This window comes from Leptospira vanthielii serovar Holland str. Waz Holland = ATCC 700522 (genome assembly GCF_000332455.1).
GTDB lineage: Bacteria > Spirochaetota > Leptospiria > Leptospirales > Leptospiraceae > Leptospira_A > Leptospira_A vanthielii.
Window position 1 is genome coordinate 107,158 of sequence record NZ_AOGY02000027.1, and the last position, 18,155, is coordinate 125,312.

At 39.7% G+C, this 18,155-nt stretch carries 15 protein-coding genes and 1 pseudogene; 10 read left to right on the forward strand and 6 right to left on the reverse strand.

What is annotated here, in order from left to right; genetic code table 11:
* Together LEP1GSC199_RS06000 and LEP1GSC199_RS06005 are read right to left on the reverse strand one after the other, a co-directional pair.
* Positions 1-984, reverse strand: a complete 984-nt coding sequence (locus LEP1GSC199_RS06000; RefSeq protein WP_002978872.1) for a DUF368 domain-containing protein — start codon at positions 982-984, stop codon at positions 1-3.
* Between the two features lie 27 nt (positions 985-1,011).
* Positions 1,012-2,079, reverse strand: a complete 1,068-nt coding sequence (locus LEP1GSC199_RS06005) for an MraY family glycosyltransferase (RefSeq protein ID WP_039926202.1) — start codon at positions 2,077-2,079, stop codon at positions 1,012-1,014.
* Positions 2,080-2,156: 77 nt separating this feature from the next.
* Here LEP1GSC199_RS06005 and dapA point away from each other — a divergent pair, with 77 nt between their 5' ends.
* Genes dapA through LEP1GSC199_RS06025 form a run of 4 tightly spaced genes read left to right on the forward strand, consistent with a single transcriptional unit; the run spans position 2,157 to position 5,712 of the window.
* Positions 2,157-3,041, forward strand: coding sequence for a 4-hydroxy-tetrahydrodipicolinate synthase (gene dapA, locus LEP1GSC199_RS06010; RefSeq protein WP_002979003.1), 885 nt, complete (start codon positions 2,157-2,159; stop codon positions 3,039-3,041).
* Positions 3,034-3,837: a 4-hydroxy-tetrahydrodipicolinate reductase gene (gene dapB, locus LEP1GSC199_RS06015; RefSeq protein WP_002978916.1), complete on the forward strand. Its 804-nt coding sequence runs from the start codon at positions 3,034-3,036 to the stop codon at positions 3,835-3,837. The genes dapA and dapB overlap by 8 nt, the downstream gene beginning before the upstream one ends.
* Before the next feature lies 1 nt (position 3,838).
* Entirely contained in the window at positions 3,839-4,669 is an 831-nt protein-coding gene (cdaA, locus tag LEP1GSC199_RS06020; RefSeq protein WP_002978803.1) for a diadenylate cyclase CdaA, read from the forward strand.
* Complete coding sequence (locus LEP1GSC199_RS06025) at positions 4,666-5,712, forward strand: CdaR family protein (protein WP_002978976.1); 1,047 nt, start codon at positions 4,666-4,668, stop codon at positions 5,710-5,712. The genes cdaA and LEP1GSC199_RS06025 overlap by 4 nt, the downstream gene beginning before the upstream one ends.
* A 79-nt stretch (positions 5,713-5,791) precedes the next feature.
* Here the strand turns inward: LEP1GSC199_RS06025 and LEP1GSC199_RS06030 are convergent, their stop codons facing one another.
* Positions 5,792-6,688 (reverse strand): alpha/beta fold hydrolase, encoded by an 897-nt coding sequence (locus LEP1GSC199_RS06030; protein ID WP_002978962.1) that lies wholly within the window; start codon positions 6,686-6,688, stop codon positions 5,792-5,794.
* A gap of 77 nt (positions 6,689-6,765) precedes the next feature.
* On the opposite strand from LEP1GSC199_RS06030, the gene LEP1GSC199_RS06035 reads away from it, so the two are divergent.
* Entirely contained in the window at positions 6,766-9,327 is a 2,562-nt protein-coding gene (locus LEP1GSC199_RS06035; RefSeq protein ID WP_002978853.1) for an adenylate/guanylate cyclase domain-containing protein, read from the forward strand.
* Between the two features lie 4 nt (positions 9,328-9,331).
* Here the strand turns inward: LEP1GSC199_RS06035 and fliF are convergent, their stop codons facing one another.
* Entirely contained in the window at positions 9,332-11,032 is a 1,701-nt protein-coding gene (gene fliF, locus LEP1GSC199_RS06040) for a flagellar basal-body MS-ring/collar protein FliF (RefSeq protein ID WP_002978992.1), read from the reverse strand.
* Positions 11,033-11,178: 146 nt separating this feature from the next.
* Here fliF and LEP1GSC199_RS06045 point away from each other — a divergent pair, with 146 nt between their 5' ends.
* Together LEP1GSC199_RS06045 and LEP1GSC199_RS06050 are read left to right on the forward strand one after the other, a co-directional pair.
* Positions 11,179-11,427: an AbrB/MazE/SpoVT family DNA-binding domain-containing protein gene (locus LEP1GSC199_RS06045; RefSeq protein ID WP_002978928.1), complete on the forward strand. Its 249-nt coding sequence runs from the start codon at positions 11,179-11,181 to the stop codon at positions 11,425-11,427.
* Positions 11,421-11,744, forward strand: coding sequence for a type II toxin-antitoxin system PemK/MazF family toxin (locus LEP1GSC199_RS06050; RefSeq protein WP_002978814.1), 324 nt, complete (start codon positions 11,421-11,423; stop codon positions 11,742-11,744). The genes LEP1GSC199_RS06045 and LEP1GSC199_RS06050 overlap by 7 nt, the downstream gene beginning before the upstream one ends.
* Before the next feature lie 44 nt (positions 11,745-11,788).
* Here LEP1GSC199_RS06050 and LEP1GSC199_RS06055 read toward each other — a convergent pair whose 3' ends face one another.
* Complete coding sequence (locus LEP1GSC199_RS06055) at positions 11,789-13,258, reverse strand: aspartate aminotransferase family protein (protein WP_002979020.1); 1,470 nt, start codon at positions 13,256-13,258, stop codon at positions 11,789-11,791.
* Positions 13,259-13,421: 163 nt separating this feature from the next.
* On the opposite strand from LEP1GSC199_RS06055, the gene LEP1GSC199_RS06060 reads away from it, so the two are divergent.
* Both LEP1GSC199_RS06060 and LEP1GSC199_RS06065 read left to right on the forward strand, forming a co-directional pair.
* The gene (locus LEP1GSC199_RS06060) at positions 13,422-14,072 is read left to right on the forward strand and encodes a TetR/AcrR family transcriptional regulator (protein WP_002978812.1); all 651 of its coding nucleotides are present in this window, start codon (positions 13,422-13,424) and stop codon (positions 14,070-14,072) included.
* Positions 14,073-14,168: 96 nt separating this feature from the next.
* The gene (locus LEP1GSC199_RS06065; protein WP_039926204.1) at positions 14,169-14,825 is read left to right on the forward strand and encodes an HAD-IA family hydrolase; all 657 of its coding nucleotides are present in this window, start codon (positions 14,169-14,171) and stop codon (positions 14,823-14,825) included.
* A 271-nt stretch (positions 14,826-15,096) separates the two neighbouring features.
* On the opposite strand, the pseudogene LEP1GSC199_RS22180 reads toward LEP1GSC199_RS06065, so the two are convergent.
* Positions 15,097-16,303, reverse strand: a pseudogene (locus LEP1GSC199_RS22180) (MFS transporter).
* Between the two features lie 242 nt (positions 16,304-16,545).
* Between LEP1GSC199_RS22180 and LEP1GSC199_RS06080 the strand changes: the two are divergent.
* Positions 16,546-18,144: a xylulokinase gene (locus LEP1GSC199_RS06080; protein WP_002979025.1), complete on the forward strand. Its 1,599-nt coding sequence runs from the start codon at positions 16,546-16,548 to the stop codon at positions 18,142-18,144.
* The last annotated feature ends 11 nt before the right edge of the window (positions 18,145-18,155 follow it).

Here is an 18,155-nt window from a genome sequence, read left to right on the forward strand (position 1 = left end):
TTACTTTTTCTCTTGTAACGATTCCAATCGGTTGAGACCAAACCCAAGAATTAGTCCTAAAACAAGAGCTGCCAGTGGAACTTGCGCATCTGCAAAATCTTTAGGCAAAACATTCTTTGCAGTTGCAATTTGAATGTCTCGTTTTACTTCTCCAGATCTTCCGACAATCGTCTGACCATTGGCATAATCTTTGAATGGCCATAAAATAAAGAACGATCCTAAGATAAGGCCCAGTAAAAAAGTCATTGTATGTGATTTATATTTCAAAAATAACCATTTTACAAAATGAGTAAAAATAAGAAGTCCCAGTAAACATCCGATTCCAAAAGCTCCAAGGAATACAATGGAACTTGGTTCGAGGATGGTGGAAAGTTTTCCAATCACGATTTGGTATTCACCGAGCACAAGCATAATGTAAGAACCAGAGATCCCCGGTAAAATCATTGCAGATATGGCAACGGCACCAGTAAAAAAAGCAATGAGTGGATTTTCAGAACCCGTTGTATCTCCCATAAAGAAACTGGGAACAATTGTGAGTAGGATTCCTGGAATTAAAAATAACCAAACAAAGATACTATGTTTTTCGATGAGTTTGTAGGGAACAGCTAAAGAAGGGAAGATGAGTCCGATAAACAGAGCAAGGGTTGCTTGCGGATAGTTTTGGAGTAAAAACTGAATGAGTTTTGCTCCAGAAACTACAGATAACAAAAGACCAATTCCAAGAAATACAAGGAACCAAAAATCAATTCGTTTCATTTCCTCTGCAAAACGATTTCTTACATCTTCTTTCCAAAAACCAAACACTAAAGACAGGGATACTTTGATGGTCTCTAAGTTTAGGGATGTGATAGCAGTGATCAACCTGTCGTAAAGGCCTAGAATGAGCGCAAAGGTTCCACCGGAAACACCGGGGATGAGGTTGGCAATCCCGATGAGAAAACCATTGAGAAGGCAGAATAGAATTTCTTTTTTCGATAGAGGCATAAAGGAAAGGATGGGAGTGCGAAGACTTTAGGCAAGGTTTTTTCTAGGTACAAAAGCCCATAGGAGTCCATAACTCAATACAGAAAATAGGAATATTACGACAAGGGTGAAGAGGTTAGAAAGGTTGTTGAACTTTAATACAAAATGGATACAAACGATTGTGAGGTTTAAGAGGGAAAAAATAACTAAAGTTCCGATTTTTCCTAATTTGGTTTCTGTGATTCGTTGGAAGAGGTGTTCTCTGTGGGCCGAGAACAAATGTTTTTTTTGGAAGAATCGTTTGATCAACGTAAAAACTCCATCTAACCAAAAATAAGGGAACAAATAAAAATAGGAAGTGATATCCCAAATTTCTGAATCTGGGCCTTTCTCTTTCCCAACAAACAAAGGTAATGCCATGACTAAAAAACCTAAAGCTAAGGATCCACTGTCTCCCATAAATAATTTTGCTTTTGGAAAATTATAAAATATAAATCCAAACATGGAAACGAACAAAATCACATACAAACTATAACCAAAATGATCGGTAACATAGAAATGGGGAGAGGCAATGGCCAAAGAAAAAAAAGAAATAAAAAGGGTAGTAACTAAATACCAATCCATTCCATCCATAAAGTTCACTAGGTTGACTGCAAATACAAGAAAAACTGTCAGGACAAAAATATAAATCGGTTTCGGAAGAGAAATCAGACCAAAATAGGTGATCTCAGGGTTCATCCAAACTAAAAATACAGCCACAACTGACAGTTCTAAAAACAATCGAAGTTTTGGACTGAGGTGATACAAATCATCAACGAAGCCTAAAATACAAAAAATAAGAACGCCAGCTAACAAAAGATAAACGTCCATTCTTTGTGCAGAATCTTGGGACAGGGGAAGTGATTTTCCTAATTGAGGGCAGAAAAGGAAAGCAATGACAGAGAGAAGGAACAAAGGAATGAAAAACATCCCCCCGGACTTTTTGGTGACCACGTCATGAAGGCTTCGTTCGTTTGGCACATCTTTGACGCCAAAGCGGGAATAGACATAGAATGTATGCAAAATAAGGCTTAGAACGGCAAGAATGGCGAGTATTGGCGGGAAAAAAGAGACCATTTTCGCAAAGTTTATCGGTACGGGGTCTTTTGGCAGTTTTTTATTGCAAAATTCAGTCCCTCTTCGATGTTTAATTTATGTTTCAGGGCGTTTATACTGCGGTCATCACCCCCTTCCGCCAGGGGAAAATCGATTATGATAGTTATTTTAAAATCCTAGAAAACCAAATCCGTTCCGGCGTGGCGGGAGTGGTTCCTTGTGGGACAACGGGGGAATCTCCCACCCTTTCTTACGAAGAACATAAAGAACTCATCCAAAAGACAGTTCAAGTTGTGGCAGGAAAGATCCAGGTCATTGCTGGCACGGGATCCAACTCTACCAAAGAAGCCATTGAGCTTACAGAGTCCGCTTGTGCCGATGGAGTGGATGGAATTCTTACTGTGAATCCCTATTACAACAAACCAACACAAGAAGGGATGTATCGTCATTTTACTGAGATTGCCAATGTATCTTCCAAACCGGTGATGTTGTACAACATCCCTGGAAGAACCAATGTCAATTTGTTGCCAGAAACCGTCGCACGGCTTGCGGCCCACCCCAAAATTGCTGCCATCAAAGAAGCGACTGGTGATTTGGGACAAATGGCTAAGGTGATTGCTGCAACACCACCTGACTTTGATTTGTTGTCAGGGGACGACAACCTAACACTCCCCGTTTTATCGATTGGTGGAAAAGGTGTTGTGTCTGTAGTATCCAATCTTTTTCCACGAGCTTGTGTGGATATGGTGTCCTTGTATTTACGAGGAGACTTGGAAGCTTCCAAAAAGATTTATTATAAACTCCTTCCTGTGTTTATCAGTGCCTTTATTGAAACCAATCCCATTCCTATCAAAGCTGCTATGAGTTGGTTTGGGTATTGTGAAAATGAACTTCGTCTACCAATGACGGCTTTGTCTGAAGGTTCACCTGCAGATGCTTTCAAAAAAACTGTATTCCAATTAAAAGAGGAAGGCATTGTCTAAAATCAAAGTTGGTGTGATTGGTGCTGGAGGAAGGATGGGGAAAGCCATCATCCAGGTTCTTTCTTTGTCAAAAAGATCGGAATTAAGTGCGGCTGTTGTAAGAGAAGGAGCCATCTATGCAGGTTTTGATTCTGGCAATCATGCGGGAATCAAAGAAACAGGGATTTTACTTTCCACCGACTTACAAAAAGCATGCGAAACTTCTGATGTGCTGATTGATTTCAGCACACATACTGGATTTGAATCCATTTTGAATGTAGCCCTTACCAATAAAAAACCTTTGGTAATTGGAACTACGGGACTTACCGATTCTGATAAGGCACTCATCCAATCGGCCGCCACTTCTATACCGATCGTGTTTTCACCCAATATGTCTGTGGGTGTAAATTTATTATTCAAACTAACGGAAATCGCAGCGAAGGTGTTAGACGAAGACTTCGATGTAGAGGTTTTGGACATTCACCACCGCCATAAAAAAGATGCTCCTTCGGGAACAGCCATGTATCTAAAGGAAATTCTTTTGAATGCCACCAAACGTTCCGAAGAAAATGTCATTTATGGTCGTCATGGAATGTATCCGGAACGTGACCAAAAAGAAATTGCCATGCATACGATGCGAGCCGGCGAAGTTGTTGGGGAACATACAGTTTATTTTTTAAGTTCCGAAGAACGAATTGAAATCACTCACAAAGCTCAGGATCGCAAAACATTTGCTACTGGTGCGGTAAAAGCAGCCGAGTTTTTACATGGCAAATCCAAAGGACTCTATAATATGTTCGATGTGTTAGGAATCTAAATTGGATTTTTTTCGAGGATTATACATCATTCCATGGAGTAAAAATTATATCTCCATATCTTTGGATGTATTAATCGTCGCATTTCTCATTTATAAAACCTATACCACACTTAGGCGGACAAGGGGAATCCAACTTTTACTGGGTGTGGGGATCATTTGGATTTCTGGAAGTTTTGCCGAATATTTGGGTTTTGAACTTTTGGAATGGATTCTCACGAATATCAGGCCAGCCCTTGTGTTTGCCATCATTGTGCTGTTGCAACCAGAGTTACGTCGTTTGACTGGGGATTTGGCTCGCATTCGACTACTCAGATTGTTCTTTCTGAAACCCACATTTGACTTAGATCCCATAGTCGAAGCCGTTCGGATCATGTCCCAGGAAAAAACCGGATCCATCATTGTTCTCGTCAAAGACATTAGTTTGAAAGATATTTCAGAAAATGCAGTTCCTATGGATGCGCAAGTCACATCCGAAGTATTACAAACAATCTTCTTTAAAAATTCCCCTCTTCATGATGGAGCAGTCATCATTGAACAAAATAGAATTGTTTGTGCCGCTTCTTACTTGCCTATGAGTAGTTCTGTGGAAATTGCCACACTCGGTGCAAGGCATCGTTCTGCACTCGGACTCTCCGAAGAAACAGATGCCATTATTATCGTTACATCAGAAGAGACAGGTGACATTACCATTTGTTATGAAGGGGAAATGTTGCATCCAGTCAAACCACTTGAACTCAAAGCTCTGGTTAGCGGGCTTATGACGGGAAACCGCAGATCAAAAGATGAATCTTTCCGTAAATCGAAAGAGAAAGATACTGGAGTCAGTATATGATTCTGAAGTTATTCGGAAAACTAGTTCGGAATTGGAAAGCAAAACTAGTTTCTTTAATCATCGCCAGTATTTTTTATGTAAATCTTCAGAATTCCAAAGTATTAATTAAAACAATTAACGTCCCCGTCGACTATCCAAAGTTATCTGGTAATTTAAGTTATTCTAAAAATCCTGAAAAAACGATTCCGGTTCGTGTGGAAGGTTTGAAAGATGTTGTGAATTACTACTCCCAGTTTATGAAAGCGGTAATTGATCCAGAAGATGTTCAACTCGGTGTTACTGAAGTACCAATTAAAAAAATTGTGGGTGTTCCCAGCGGTGTAAAAGTCACCAAACTTAAAAAAACTGTTCCGGTTGAAATTGAATCTCGTGGATTGAAAGTAGTTCCCTTGGAAGTTACATTTGAAGGGGCTCCTCCAGCTAACTTTGAAAAGCTGACGCAGATTGTGAGTCCTCCCAAGGTGACCTTAAGTGGGAAACCACAAGACTTGGAAAAATTCACCAAGGTTCTACTTCCAGAAATTTCTCTAACAGATAAAAGGGAACCTTTTGCAAAAACGGTTCGCATTCCTGATCTACCAAAGGGAGTAAATGTCCTTGGTTCCAGGGATGTTACGGTGAATGTAAACATCATTCCTCTTTCTTACAAAACAGGAGAACAAACGGCCGCAGGAATCCCTATTGTTTGTTCGGGACTTGATGGAAAGTTAGATGCCGAACTTTCTGAAGAACAAGTTGCGATTCGTTATTTTTCTCTAAAACCGATTCGTTCGGCGCAAATTTTAACAGGAATTACGGCCCAAGTTCCTTGTAACTATATCTTTGATCCCATTAAAAACAAAATTATCCCCGAATTACAGCCGCAAGTTGCTAAAGTTCGAATCATTAAAAACAAGGATCTCAAGGGAATTGAGATTTTACAAATCAGTCCTGAAAAAATTGAGATTCGTTATAAAGTCAAAGAACAAAATCCAGAAGCAGATCCAACCGATGATGGAACCGGGATGGAAGTTCCCGGAGCCGTCCCTTCCGATAGGTCCTAAACATCATCGCATTTAATAAACGTCTATATAGCTTTTGATACATCTTAAGTTTTATAAATACAAAAGAATGCGATCGATTTTATTTCAAAAATTCGTAGATTTCTTTAAAACTTTCCTCTGGATTCTCCCATTGCGGGTAATGGCCGATCGAATCCCAGCGGATTAACTTTTTGTTTTTGATTGGAAGTTTATCTATTTCATCCGCTAAGTGGCTTCCACTTACAGGATCTTCTCCGCCATTGATAAAGAGGAGTGGCACTTCTGTTTGGAGGAGAGCATTTTTCCAACGTTCCCCGTGGATTCTTCTTTCTGCGATGTATTTGAGTAATTTGTGTGGAATTAAAACTTTGTTTGGATACGTAATCAATTTCCAAAGAACAGAAATTTCTTTGTCAGTCGGTTTTGTGTTTTTTCCAAAAACTTGGCTGAATGCCTCTCCAAATTTTTTCTCATTATAAAAACGGGAAAGAAAAGCACCTAATATTGGTGTTGCGAGTAGTTTCTGTTTGAAAGTGGGTCTGTGTAAATGTGGGAAGAGTCCCCCGTTCAAAAAAACAGCACCATCAATTTCGTATTTGCGATCAGCTCTTTCCAAATGCCTAGCTAAAATTTCTTGTCCCACACTCACAGCATAATCATGAAAAACAAACTTCACTCTGCGGAGCGCATTTTTCTCGATAAAGTTTTCTATGATATCCGTTTGTTCTATCAGTGTGTATTTGTGTTTTTTTGGTTTGGAAGAATATCCAAATCCTAAAAAATCAATAGCGATTGTATTGAAGTAACGAGAAAGTCCATTGAAGATTTTGGAATAGTCCCAAGAGGATGTGGGGAACCCATGAAGCAAAATTAAATTCTGTCCTCTTCCTTCTTGGATAAAGAAAATTTGAAACTTCTTATATTCGAAAAATTTACCAGCAGCCAACCATTCAGTTGCGTTCTTTTTTGGAAAGTTTAGATCAACCATATCCGACATAGCACAACTAAATAGGAAGTGAGTCAAATAGAAGAATTTGCTACTTTCTCTTTTCCCGAAAGCCGATCTTTAAGAAGATGGAGTCATACCCTCTTATTTATTTCGTAAAACCAGAAGGGATCATTTCGGATTGGGAATATTTCTGGTATCAGATTCCTTACGGTGCCCCAGGAATCCTAACTTTTTTTGTGGGTGTATTCCTTAGTTATTTTGCCTTTCAAAAATTTCGGATATCAAAAGATGAGAACCGAATCTTTCATTTGAACCTAGCTGTTTCCTTCATTAGTTTTGGATCCATCGGACTTGTATTAACCACAAGAGCTTGGATTCAAGATGTTGAAACATTAGTTTTTTGGAATAATCTACTATACTTCCTCGTCGCTCCTTTGGCTCCAACAGCATTTTATTTGGCTTACTATATGACGGGAAAACAGAGTAAACTATTATTGTATTATTCTTATCTTTGTTGGTTAGCCAGTTTTGTATTGTATTTTGGAATACTTATCGGTAAGGGATTTGAAACTACCGTATTTGAATTCACTTTTGGAAAGTATCCAAGAGGAAGTTCCTTTGTAAGGCCTTGGGGAATTTTGGCCCCGCTGGGTTATTTTTTTCTGATTTTACCTTCGTTTATCAAACACTACCAATACATCCGCAAACATTACCATCTAACATTGTTTCATGGGGTAAACTTACTTTTTTTACTCACAACGATGAATGCCCCAAGTATTCTTGGATTCAAGGTGTATCCAGGGGGTTTCTTTTTATTCATTCCTATGTTACTTGTGGCTTATGGAGTATTCCGATCTGATTTTTTTGATGTGAACGAACTTCTGTTTCAAAAGAATGGGATGTTTTATTTCCTATTTGCGCTTTTGTCTTTTGTTTTGATATTTATTTCTTTCGGAGTTTCTTTCGGATTGTCACCCGATGCTTATGAATCGGCAAAATGGTATCCTTGGGGAATTCCGCCCGTAGTATCCGTGTTTGGTGCCGTGTTTCTTTCCATCATAGTGGCAGGTGCCAATCCATCCGCAAGGATCAATCAACTTTGTGCCTTTGCACTCATTCTCACGGGTTTTTATGTCATCCAATCCGTTCCTTTAAAGTTAAACATATCCTATGTAGTTCAACTTCGAATTTCGCAGATGACCTTTGTGGCTTTTGCCTTTGCACCGAGTATTATGGTGCGTTTGGTATTTGAAGCCATTGGACAGAAGTCACCTTTCTGGATCCAAGGAATTGACTTCCTTTGTGTGACAGCTGCTATACTTGCCCCATCCCCCTATTTGTTTGTTGGTTATTTTGATTATCCTTGGTCCAGAGTCCACCATGGGGGTCCTGCTGAATTACTCGTGGGAACAAACGGTGCCATTGCACTGATTTTAGTGCTGATCACATTTATAAGAAACAAAGGTTATATCAACTTTGCTTCCAAATGGATCATAGGTTCTTTTTTGTTGTCCGCACTTTTACTTTTAGCAGCATTACTTCCTAGCCATGGAATTCCCATTTATCCGTTAGCGGATTTTCAATTCATTCCGGCGTTTTTACTCGGTTATGCGGTGCTTCGTCATGGGGCTTTGTCTTTAGAAGGAAGAACCATCCAACTGAGCCAAAGATTAGCAAACTTAGGACTCATTACCATGGCCATTGCAGCTATTTTGTATTTCCCACTGATTCGGGAGCAGTACGGAGTAGGGGAATCGGCATTTCACCTAACGATGATTGTGTTACCTCTGGTTTTATTTAACTACCTTGTGGTGTACATCATGTCTCGTCCATTAGCAGAAGAACTCGACATCAGTTATTTTCTGTTAGATTTAGAGAAACAAAAAGCAGATGAAGAAAGAGAAAAAGCTCTCATTGCACAGGATAAAGCAGAAGAGGCACGAGAAGAATCTGAAAAATTACTTCTCAACATCTTACCTTATAAAGTAGCCCAAGAATTAAAACAAAAGGGTAGTGTTACTCCTTCGCGAATCGAAAATGTCACTGTTTTGTTCACTGACTTCAAAGGGTTTACTAAAGTGGCTGAAGGTATGGACGAACAAAGTCTGATTGAGGAACTTGATGCCTGTTTTACTCAGTTTGATGAAATCATACTCAGGAACAATTTAGAAAAACTAAAAACCATCGGAGACAGTTATATGTGTGCCGGTGGTGTTCCTGTGGAAACAAAAACGAGTGCCATTGACGCTTGTTTGGCGGCTCTCGAGATCCAAAGTTTTATGAACCAACTGAAGGAAATCAAAACCACACTGGGTTTACCCTTTTGGGAACTGAGGCTTGGGCTTCATACAGGGCCTGTCGTTGCGGGAGTTGTCGGACGATTTAAGTTTGCCTATGACATTTGGGGAGATACTGTCAATACGGCTTCTCGGATGGAATCCGGTGGGGAAACAGGAAAAATCAATGTCTCCAAAGAAACCTATGAACTTGTGAAGTATTTTTTTATCACAGAGTATAGAGGGAAAATCCACGGTAAAAATAAAGGAGATTTGGATATGTATTTTGTGAATCGTCTAAGGCCCCGTTATTCGCAAGACCCCGACGGGAAAGCACCGAACCAATACTTCCGGGAAGTGTATTCCCGGATTACTAATGGTGCCAATATTCGCTGGAAGAACGAAACTTAAGTTCTTAAGTCTGTTCTTCCTCAGCAAGCCAAGTGCGGAGTAACTGGGCCACATCTTCTGGTTTTTCTTTTGCCAAGTTGATTGCGTTTTCGAGTAACTCGCGTCTGAGTTTTTCGTCGAGGGAGAGTTCGACTTCTGCCCCCCCTTCGTCCATCACACGAAGTGCCGCTTCCCGCATCATTTGTTGTTGTGCAGCAAGTTCTTCTTCTCTGAGTCTTCTTCTTCTTGCGATTTCTTTTTTGATCGCACGATACACAAGGATGGCAAGGATGAGTAAGATTAAAATTACGAGGGAAGCAATGACCATATTTCGAATGGCTCGTTGTTTTTGAAACTCTTCATCTTCCGCACGGAATTGTTCTGTTCTATCTTTCGGAATGGTGATGACACTGATTTGGTCGCCGCGTGATCTTGTGTAACCAATCGCCGCTTCTAAGTTTTTACGAACGAGTTTTAAATCATTTTCTGCAACCGGAATGTATTTTCTATCATACCCGAGTCCATCTTCTCGTTCTGTTCGTTCCCAAACTCCATCAACGACAACAGAGAGACCAATTTTTTCAATCTTCCATGGTTGGCGTTTGATGTCTTTGACTCGTTTGTTGAACTCATAGTTATTGATGTTTTCGTCTTTAGAGTATTCTGCTTTTTGGTAGTCGGTGTCTTTATAACCAGGCGGAAGGTTTGGTTCTGTACCTGCTGGCCCATCGGGTGTAAACCCTCGTCCTTTAAAAGATTCTTTTGTCTCTTTAGAGGATACTTTTAGTGAATAACCATCCACCAACTTTCTTTCGTTATATGGTGTATCAGGATTGTCTTCTTCGGCAACTACAGGTAATACTTCGTTTTCAGTTAATGACTCTTGGTCCCAATTGAAAGAATATTCAAAACGAGTGATGTCCACACGATCTTCTCCACCCAAATACCAACGAAGGGTATTACGAATATCGATGAGTCGTTTGACACGTTCTTCTTCTTCGATTCTTAGTTTTTCTTGAACGATGCGAAGTTCTAATCTTTCTTTTTCTAAATCTTCTTCAAAATCAGAAATGATTTTTCCATCAGGATCGGCCACACTTACATTTTCCGGTTTTAATTTGGGAACAGCACGTGCGACTAAATTCACAATCCCTTTGATTTCTTTTTTACTCATTCCTTCCACACCAGGTTTGAAGTGGAGGATGACACTTGCTTTTACCGGATAGGAGTTGGATTCAAAAAGGTCTCCTTCGGGGATAGCAATGTTGACATCGGATCTTTCTATCGGGCGTAAGGTATTGAGTGATTTTTCAATCGCACCTTTGAGAGCTCTATACTTTTTAATGTCTTTGTCGAATTGGGTTTCTGTAAACTTTTCAATATCAAAAAGTTCCCAACCAGTCACACCTGCAGGAATCAAATTCTCTTGCGCAAGTTTTGTGACAATTTCTTGTCTTTGGTCAGGATCCACTGTGATGAGACTTGTTTCACTCGAGCCGTAAGAATAACCAAGTGCATCCAGTTTTTTTGTAACCTCAGAGAAATCTTTGGAATCCAAATCTTTAAAAAGAACAACCCGGTTTCTTTGGGACGAGACGTTGGAGAGGATGATGACTGCCACTACGACTACGGCGAGCACACCACCCAAAATCATTTTTTTGGTTTTATCGAGTTTGTTGAATAACTCTTTGAGATTATCGATGATTTTTTGCAGTGGTTCAGGCATAGTACGGGCCTCGTCGTGATTTGAGACATAATGCCACGATTCTCTTGAAATGTACAAGTACTTTTCGGGGGGAGAAGGAAATTGGAGGGGTTTTGGCTCGGAATTGGCATTGACTTGTCTTTTTATGTGATTACATTGTAATTACAATGAAGACTGCCGTAGTACAAATCGGAAATTCAAAAGGAATCCGAATTCCTAAAACTGTTTTGGCTGAATGTCAGATTGAAGATGAAGTTGATCTAGTGATAGAGGACAATAAAATCATCATCACTCCTTATAAAAACAAACCGCGTGTGGGTTGGGAAGACCAATTCAAAGCGATGGCGGAAAGAAAAGAGGATCAGTTACTCATCCCAGATTCCGTTGATTTGGATTCAAAGGATTGGGAATGGTAATCAATCAATATGAAATCTACCTAATCAATTTAGATCCAACGATTGGTTTTGAGATTAAAAAATCTAGACCCTGTATTGTCATTTCTCCGAACGAAATGAATCAGTTCATCGGTACTGTGATGGTAGCACCTATGACCACTCGGTCTAGGAGTTACCCAACAAGAGTGGACTTAACATTTCAAGGGAAAAAAGGCGCCATCGTTTTGGATCAGATTCGAACTGTTGATAAAACAAGATTGATTCAAAAACTGGGTTCGTCTGATCCGAAAACCATTCAAAAAATCAAAAAAGTCATCAAGGAAATGTTAGTCGACTAGTTCCATTTCCTTGATTGTGTTTATCTACTTCTGCTTACTTCTTTTTAAGCCACACCTTCCACTTTTTGGAACACACGATCAAATCTTTTAAGAGCATCATCAATCACTTCATCTGTATCTGACGCACTTGTGTAAAGCCGACTTCCCGCAAGTGTCACGAGACCTTCTGACATATAAGCGGCTCCCATTTCTTCCATCGCATGTTTTCTTTTGTGAGCCTCGGCAATGGTTTTTTTGATGGTCCAGAATTTTTTGATATTGATATCGAGTAACATAGTACCGACTGTCTCTAAGTGGCAAATGGATCCTTGGTTGAAAGCAACAAAAGGAAGATCATATTTTTTGATTAGTTTTTGCAAACCTTTGGTTAAACGGTCTCCCGCCCTTCCTGATTTTTCGAGGGCTCCTGTTTTTTCCATTTCACAAAGTGTAAAGTAACCCGCAGCGGAGCTAAGTGGGTTTGCGGCCATCGTTCCACCGATTAACGCCTTTTTGGTGCCCGTTTGGAGTCCGGCAGAAACATATTTCATGTATTCTTTTTTACCACCAAGTCCACCCGCCGATGGATATCCACCCGCAACGACTTTTCCAAAAATTGTTAGGTCAGGATCTACACCAAAGTACCCTTGTGCACCGCTAAGACCAATCCGGAAAGCAGTCACTACTTCATCAAAGATAAGGAGTGCCCCATATTTGTTACAAAGTTCTCTAACTCCTTTGTTGAAGTCGAAGTCAAGAGGCCTTGTTCCACTTTCTGGACCTACGGGTTCAATCAGAACAGCCGCAGTGCCACCGCAAAAACGATTGCGTTTGAGTACGGATTCCAGAGAGTTCAAATCGTTCGGATAAAATTCTTGAGTGTATTTGAAAATGGATTTTGGAACTCCATTGGCTTCAAAATGTCTTGTTCCTGGGATGCGAAGTCCATACGCCAATTGGTCACTCCATCCGTGATATGCCCCACCCATCTTCACGATGTTTTTTTTCTTTGTTGCAAGCCTTGCCACTCGTATGGATGCCATACAAGCTTCGGTTCCCGAACCTAACATCCGAAACATTTCTACGGAAGGAACTAACTCTACAATTTTCTCGGCTAACTTATATTCGTATTCATGAAAGAGTCCCGTAACCGGTCCCGTTGTTTCTAGAAGTTCAATGACTTTTTTACGAACACTGGGTGGGTTGCTACCGAGAACCGTTGGCCCACCGGCTTGTAAAAAGTCGATGTATTTGTTTCCATCCAAATCATATAAATAGGCTCCGGCTGCTTTTGTAAAAACCAAAGGGAAGGGATGGTTAAAAGAAAGATTGTGTTGTACACCACCGGGAATGTATTCTGAAGCCTTTGTGATCATGGCTTTGGACTTACTGCATTTTTTTTCAAAGTAATTCTGAAGGATGCCATCCATTTCTTCTTTGCGAATGGAGCGTATAGGAAGGGAAATTAATTTCCTTAAGTCTTTGTAGATTTGGTCTACATTGGGGTATTCGTTCATGGAAAAGCCTTGGGCCATATAATCTTTCCTCTTCCGTTCTTTTTTCTTGACAATGAGTGAGTCATCACTCATTGTCAAGAAGGAATTCATAAAATAGTGTGAGAAAGTCGGATTCTTTGGAAATTCACATAAATTTCCTGGAGAAATCCAGCCTTTTTCGTTTATTGGACAGGGTAAGAGTATGGTAACGAAGCATTTTAATGATAGTTTTGAACGGATTTCTGAAGAAAAAAGGAACCGGATTTTGACCATAGCCATTTCCGAATTTGCCAATCGTGGATTTACGAGCGCCAATACCAACACCATCGCACAAAAAGCGGGGATCAGTGTTGGCTCTCTCTATAAATACTTTGAAACCAAAGAAGATTTTTTTCTCACCGTAGTGGATCACGGAATCACGCAGCTAGAAAAAACCTTGGAGTCGGTTCTTTCCATGGACTTAGACTTTTTTGGAAAAATTGAAAAGATCATCCGCATCATCCAAACCCACTCGCGTATCAACCAAGACATCATCCGCCTCTACAATGAAATGACTACAGAAAGTAATTATGAACTTATCACTCGTTTGTCTGGGGAACTAGAATCGTTATCTGCAAAATGTTATATTGAAATGATAAACCTAGCCAAAAAAGAAGGAAATATTTCCTCGGAAGTGGATAGTAACTTGTCTGCGTTTTTACTCGATAGTATCTTTATGACCTTACAATTCTCTTATTCTACGGTATATTACAAAGAACGAATGAAGATCTATTTAGGGAATGATGTGTTTGAAAGGGATGAAGAGGTTGTGGCTGGAGTCATGAAAGTAATTCGCCGGGCACTCGGTGGGTAGGTGGTTTTGAAATATGGCGACGTTTGAGTGGGGAGATCGGTTTTATTTTATTACAAGTTGGGATTTGTAATTTACTAATGCCATAACATTGATGATATGATAAAGGCTATTATTTTCGATTACGATGACACTTTGGTCCAAACAAGAAAAGCTCGTTACAACACGATCTATAAACTAACGAAAGAAATATTTAACGCCAATATCACCGAAAAAGAAATTGATGAGGCCTGGGGACTTCCTGCTGAAGATTTTTTACTCAAACTCTTTGGTCGATTTTCATCGGACATACATTACCTTTGGAGTGTCTATATAGAATTTTCAAAAAAGGATTTGAATGTTCCTCATTTACATGCTTTTGACTTTATCAGAAAATATCAAGACTCCTTCCAGTTTGGAATTGTAACTTCATCAAGTGAAAAGGTTGTCATTCGTGAACTGAATGAAATTGAAATTAACACAAATTTATTTCTAAAAATTCAAACTTCCGACCACACAAGTGTCCATAAACCAAATCCAGAGGTTTTTGAACCAATTTTTGAATTATTGAAAAATGATAATATAAATAAGAATGAAATAGTCTATATCGGTGATTCTCCTGCGGATTACGAATCCTCTAGCCAATTTGGATTTCATTTTCTGGGTATTGCGCATGACAATAGACATATTCGTTATTTCCAGAAAGAAAAAATCACATTTGTTAGAGATTTTTTTGAAGTAGAAAAATATTTGATACATGAGAATAACTTCAGATAACAACGGCTACTTCGCTTTTTCCTAAAACTCGTTTGGTTAGTCGGCATGCCGGAATTATCGCTAAAACATGTTAAACAATCATTGGAACAAAAAAAATCTATTAATCTTAACAATCTATCTGACTGGATTTAGTATTGGAACCATTTCCCATGGGATGAATATGGTGAAGTTAGGTTTTTTCGGATATACTTTTGCACCGTTTGTATTGAATGTTTTTTGGACTTCTTTACTGATTTTAGACCCGCTAGTCATTTTCTTCTATCTTCATCGCCTAAGACTCCATAAACGGAGATTCTTTTAGCGAAAATACCATAATAAAATTCACAATCGATAGAAATAGGAGGATGTATAAAAAAGATACCATCCCAAAAAAGTTAAGTCCTAAGATAAAGATAATTCCTGAGACTTGCCCTACAAGTAGGAGGAGTCCTTGGGAAGTGGATTCTGGTGCGGGAGAGGTAATCTCTGCACAGTATTGAAATCCAATCGGTGCCCCAATTCCCAAAAGAAAAAATCCTATCACAATCGAACCAATCAGTAAAAATATAAATCCTTGGAATAAGACAAATAAACTAAGGCCAACTAAAAATCCAGCCATGGCAATGATGAGAAATAGTTTTCGTTTTTGCAATTTATCCGAGATCGGAGGGACGATGATCCCGCCAATGATTCCTGCGATTAACATCACTCCTCCAACTAACCCTGATTCGTCGATGTTGAGTCCTTTGATTTCACAGATTTGATCAATACAAGTACTTACTGCATTAAAAACACCAAGACCAATCAGAAATAAAAATAGGATCTTTCGCATATCCTTCCCCTTCCATAAAAAACGTAGGCCTTCCAAAAAAAGGGAGTTCGTGGTCTTCGCCGTGTGTACTCGGAGAGGTCGGTGGTTTTTCTTTGATGAGAAGAAGAAAAAGAATCGCCGAGACCACTGAGCCGACTCCATACATCATCATCACATCTGGAATTGTGTTTCCTCTTTGGAGTAAGATGGGTGTAAGGATCATCACAAGAATGATTCCTAAAAATTGAGCGAGGGTTCCGAGTGCTACAGCGGTCGCTCTTTCTTGGATAGGAAACCACAAAACACTGATTTTAGTCACCGCATTGAGAAGAAAAGGTTGGGCTACAGCGAGTCCAATTTGGCAAAATAAAACAATGGTATAATCGGCAGCATAAATTCCTTTGAGTAACCCACAAACACCTGTTAATATGGCGCCAAATCCCACTCCTTTTTTGATTCCAAAGGTATCGATCACGTAAGATGCAGGAATGGCTATGATTACAAAAACTCCAAGAAATACTAGAGAGAGTAAATCAATTTGGATGGGGTTTACCTGATAAAACTCTTTGGCGTCCCTGGCAATCGGTGCATAGGTCAACCATTGCAAACAGATTGTTGCGGTGATGACGATGTAGGCGAACAATACGACCCAGCGGTAAGAATAGAGTTTAATTGGGTTTTGGCTCATTTCTGTTCCCTTTTTAGCAAACTATGGATTGGTATGGAAACCAATCGTTCGGAATAAATTCCCAAGAGGGGAGATCCCGAAGGAAAATGATTTGCCATCCGAGCCGATGATTCTAAATCTTTGTGAGTCATCACTCACTTTTTTCTGCTCCCAAGAGAAAAATGAAAAAAAACCCGTCCGGTGGTTTAGCAATCGTAGGGCAAATATGTGAGTGTGTGAACAAGCGGGCTGACGGAGTATAAATGGAATCTGGATACATACTGACTTATGATATTGGCACTACCGGAGTCAAAACTTGCCTCTTTCGGATGTCACAGGCATTGGAGCTTGTCCAATCGGCCAGTTTGGAATACTCCATCCAACTTTTAGAAAATGGGGGAGCTGAACAAAACCCCGAGGACTGGTGGTTGGCCTTAAAGAAAACAACGACCCAGGTTCTTGATGAGTCCAAAACCAATTCAGATTCTATCCAAGGAATTTCCTTTTGTTCGCAGATGCAAGGGCTTGTGCTTGTGGATTCCCAGTTCCAAGTGGTTCGTCCTGCTATGAGTTATATGGACCAAAGAGCCACTAGGGAAATGAAAGAAGGGATTGTTCATGGAATTAAAATTGAAGGGATTAACGCCGTAAAACTTTTGTTATCTCTTTGGATCACAGGTGCCGTCGCCGCCAGTGTTAAAGATCCAATTTGGAAATACAAATGGGTCGAAAAAAATGAACCGGAAGTATTTTCTAAAGTGAAGTGGTGGTTGGATGTAAAAGAATTCCTTATCGCTCGTTGTACAAAAGAAGCAGTGATGACAAGGGATTCCGCCTTCGCTACTTTTTTATATAACTCGCGAGTGGGAAAAGGAAATTGGAGTCCCATCTTATGTAAGTTATTCGGTGTTCGGTTGGATCATTTACCAAAGATTGTCAATTCTTCAGATAGGGTTGGTGGTTTGACAAAGGAAGCCGCAGAGTTTTTAGGATTGAAAGAAAACATATCCGTGTTTGGTGGTGGTGGTGATGCCTCTCTGATTGGTGTGGGTGCTGGTGCCGTAAAAGAAGGTGATACTCATATTTATGCAGGAACTTCTGGATGGATCTCCACTGTTACCAAAAAGAGAACTGTGGATATTGGGGCAAGGATAGCTTCCATTGTAGGTGCCAGAGAAGGATATTATAATTATTTTGGGGAACAAGAAACTTCCGGCAAATGTTTACAGTGGGTCAAAGACCACTTGGCCTTAGATGAAATTGATCTGTATTTAGAAAAAAAGAAAATTACGGATGGCCCAGATGCCATTTATGAAAGTTTATTTGAGTTTATGTTTGATTCGATTAAAGATACAGAGCCTGGTTCACACGGTGTGATTTTTACTCCATGGTTACATGGAAACCGTTGTCCTTTCGAAGACCCAAAAGCCAGAGGGATGTTTTTTAACATCAGTTTGCATACGGGAAAAAGAGTTCTCATTCGTTCCGTTGTGGAAGGAATCCTCTTTCACAAACGTTGGATTTTGGAACTATCGAATGAGAAAATCCTCACATCTGATACCATTCGTTTTGTCGGAGGGGTGGCCCGATCTGGGTTTATCTGTCAGTTGTTAGCTGATATAACAGGAAAAACCATTGAAAGGGTAGTTCATCCAGAAAACGTTGGCGCGATGGGTGCAGCAGCGATTGTTGCTTACGGACTTGGAATGATTCCAAAATTTGAAGATATCAAATCCATGATTCCTATCCAAGACAAGTGGATCCCAAATCCAAATCATAAAAAAATATATGATAAAAATTTCAAGGTCTTTAAAAATCTCTATAAGACCAATCAAAACAATTTTGCAATTTTAAATACATAAAATCAGGAACA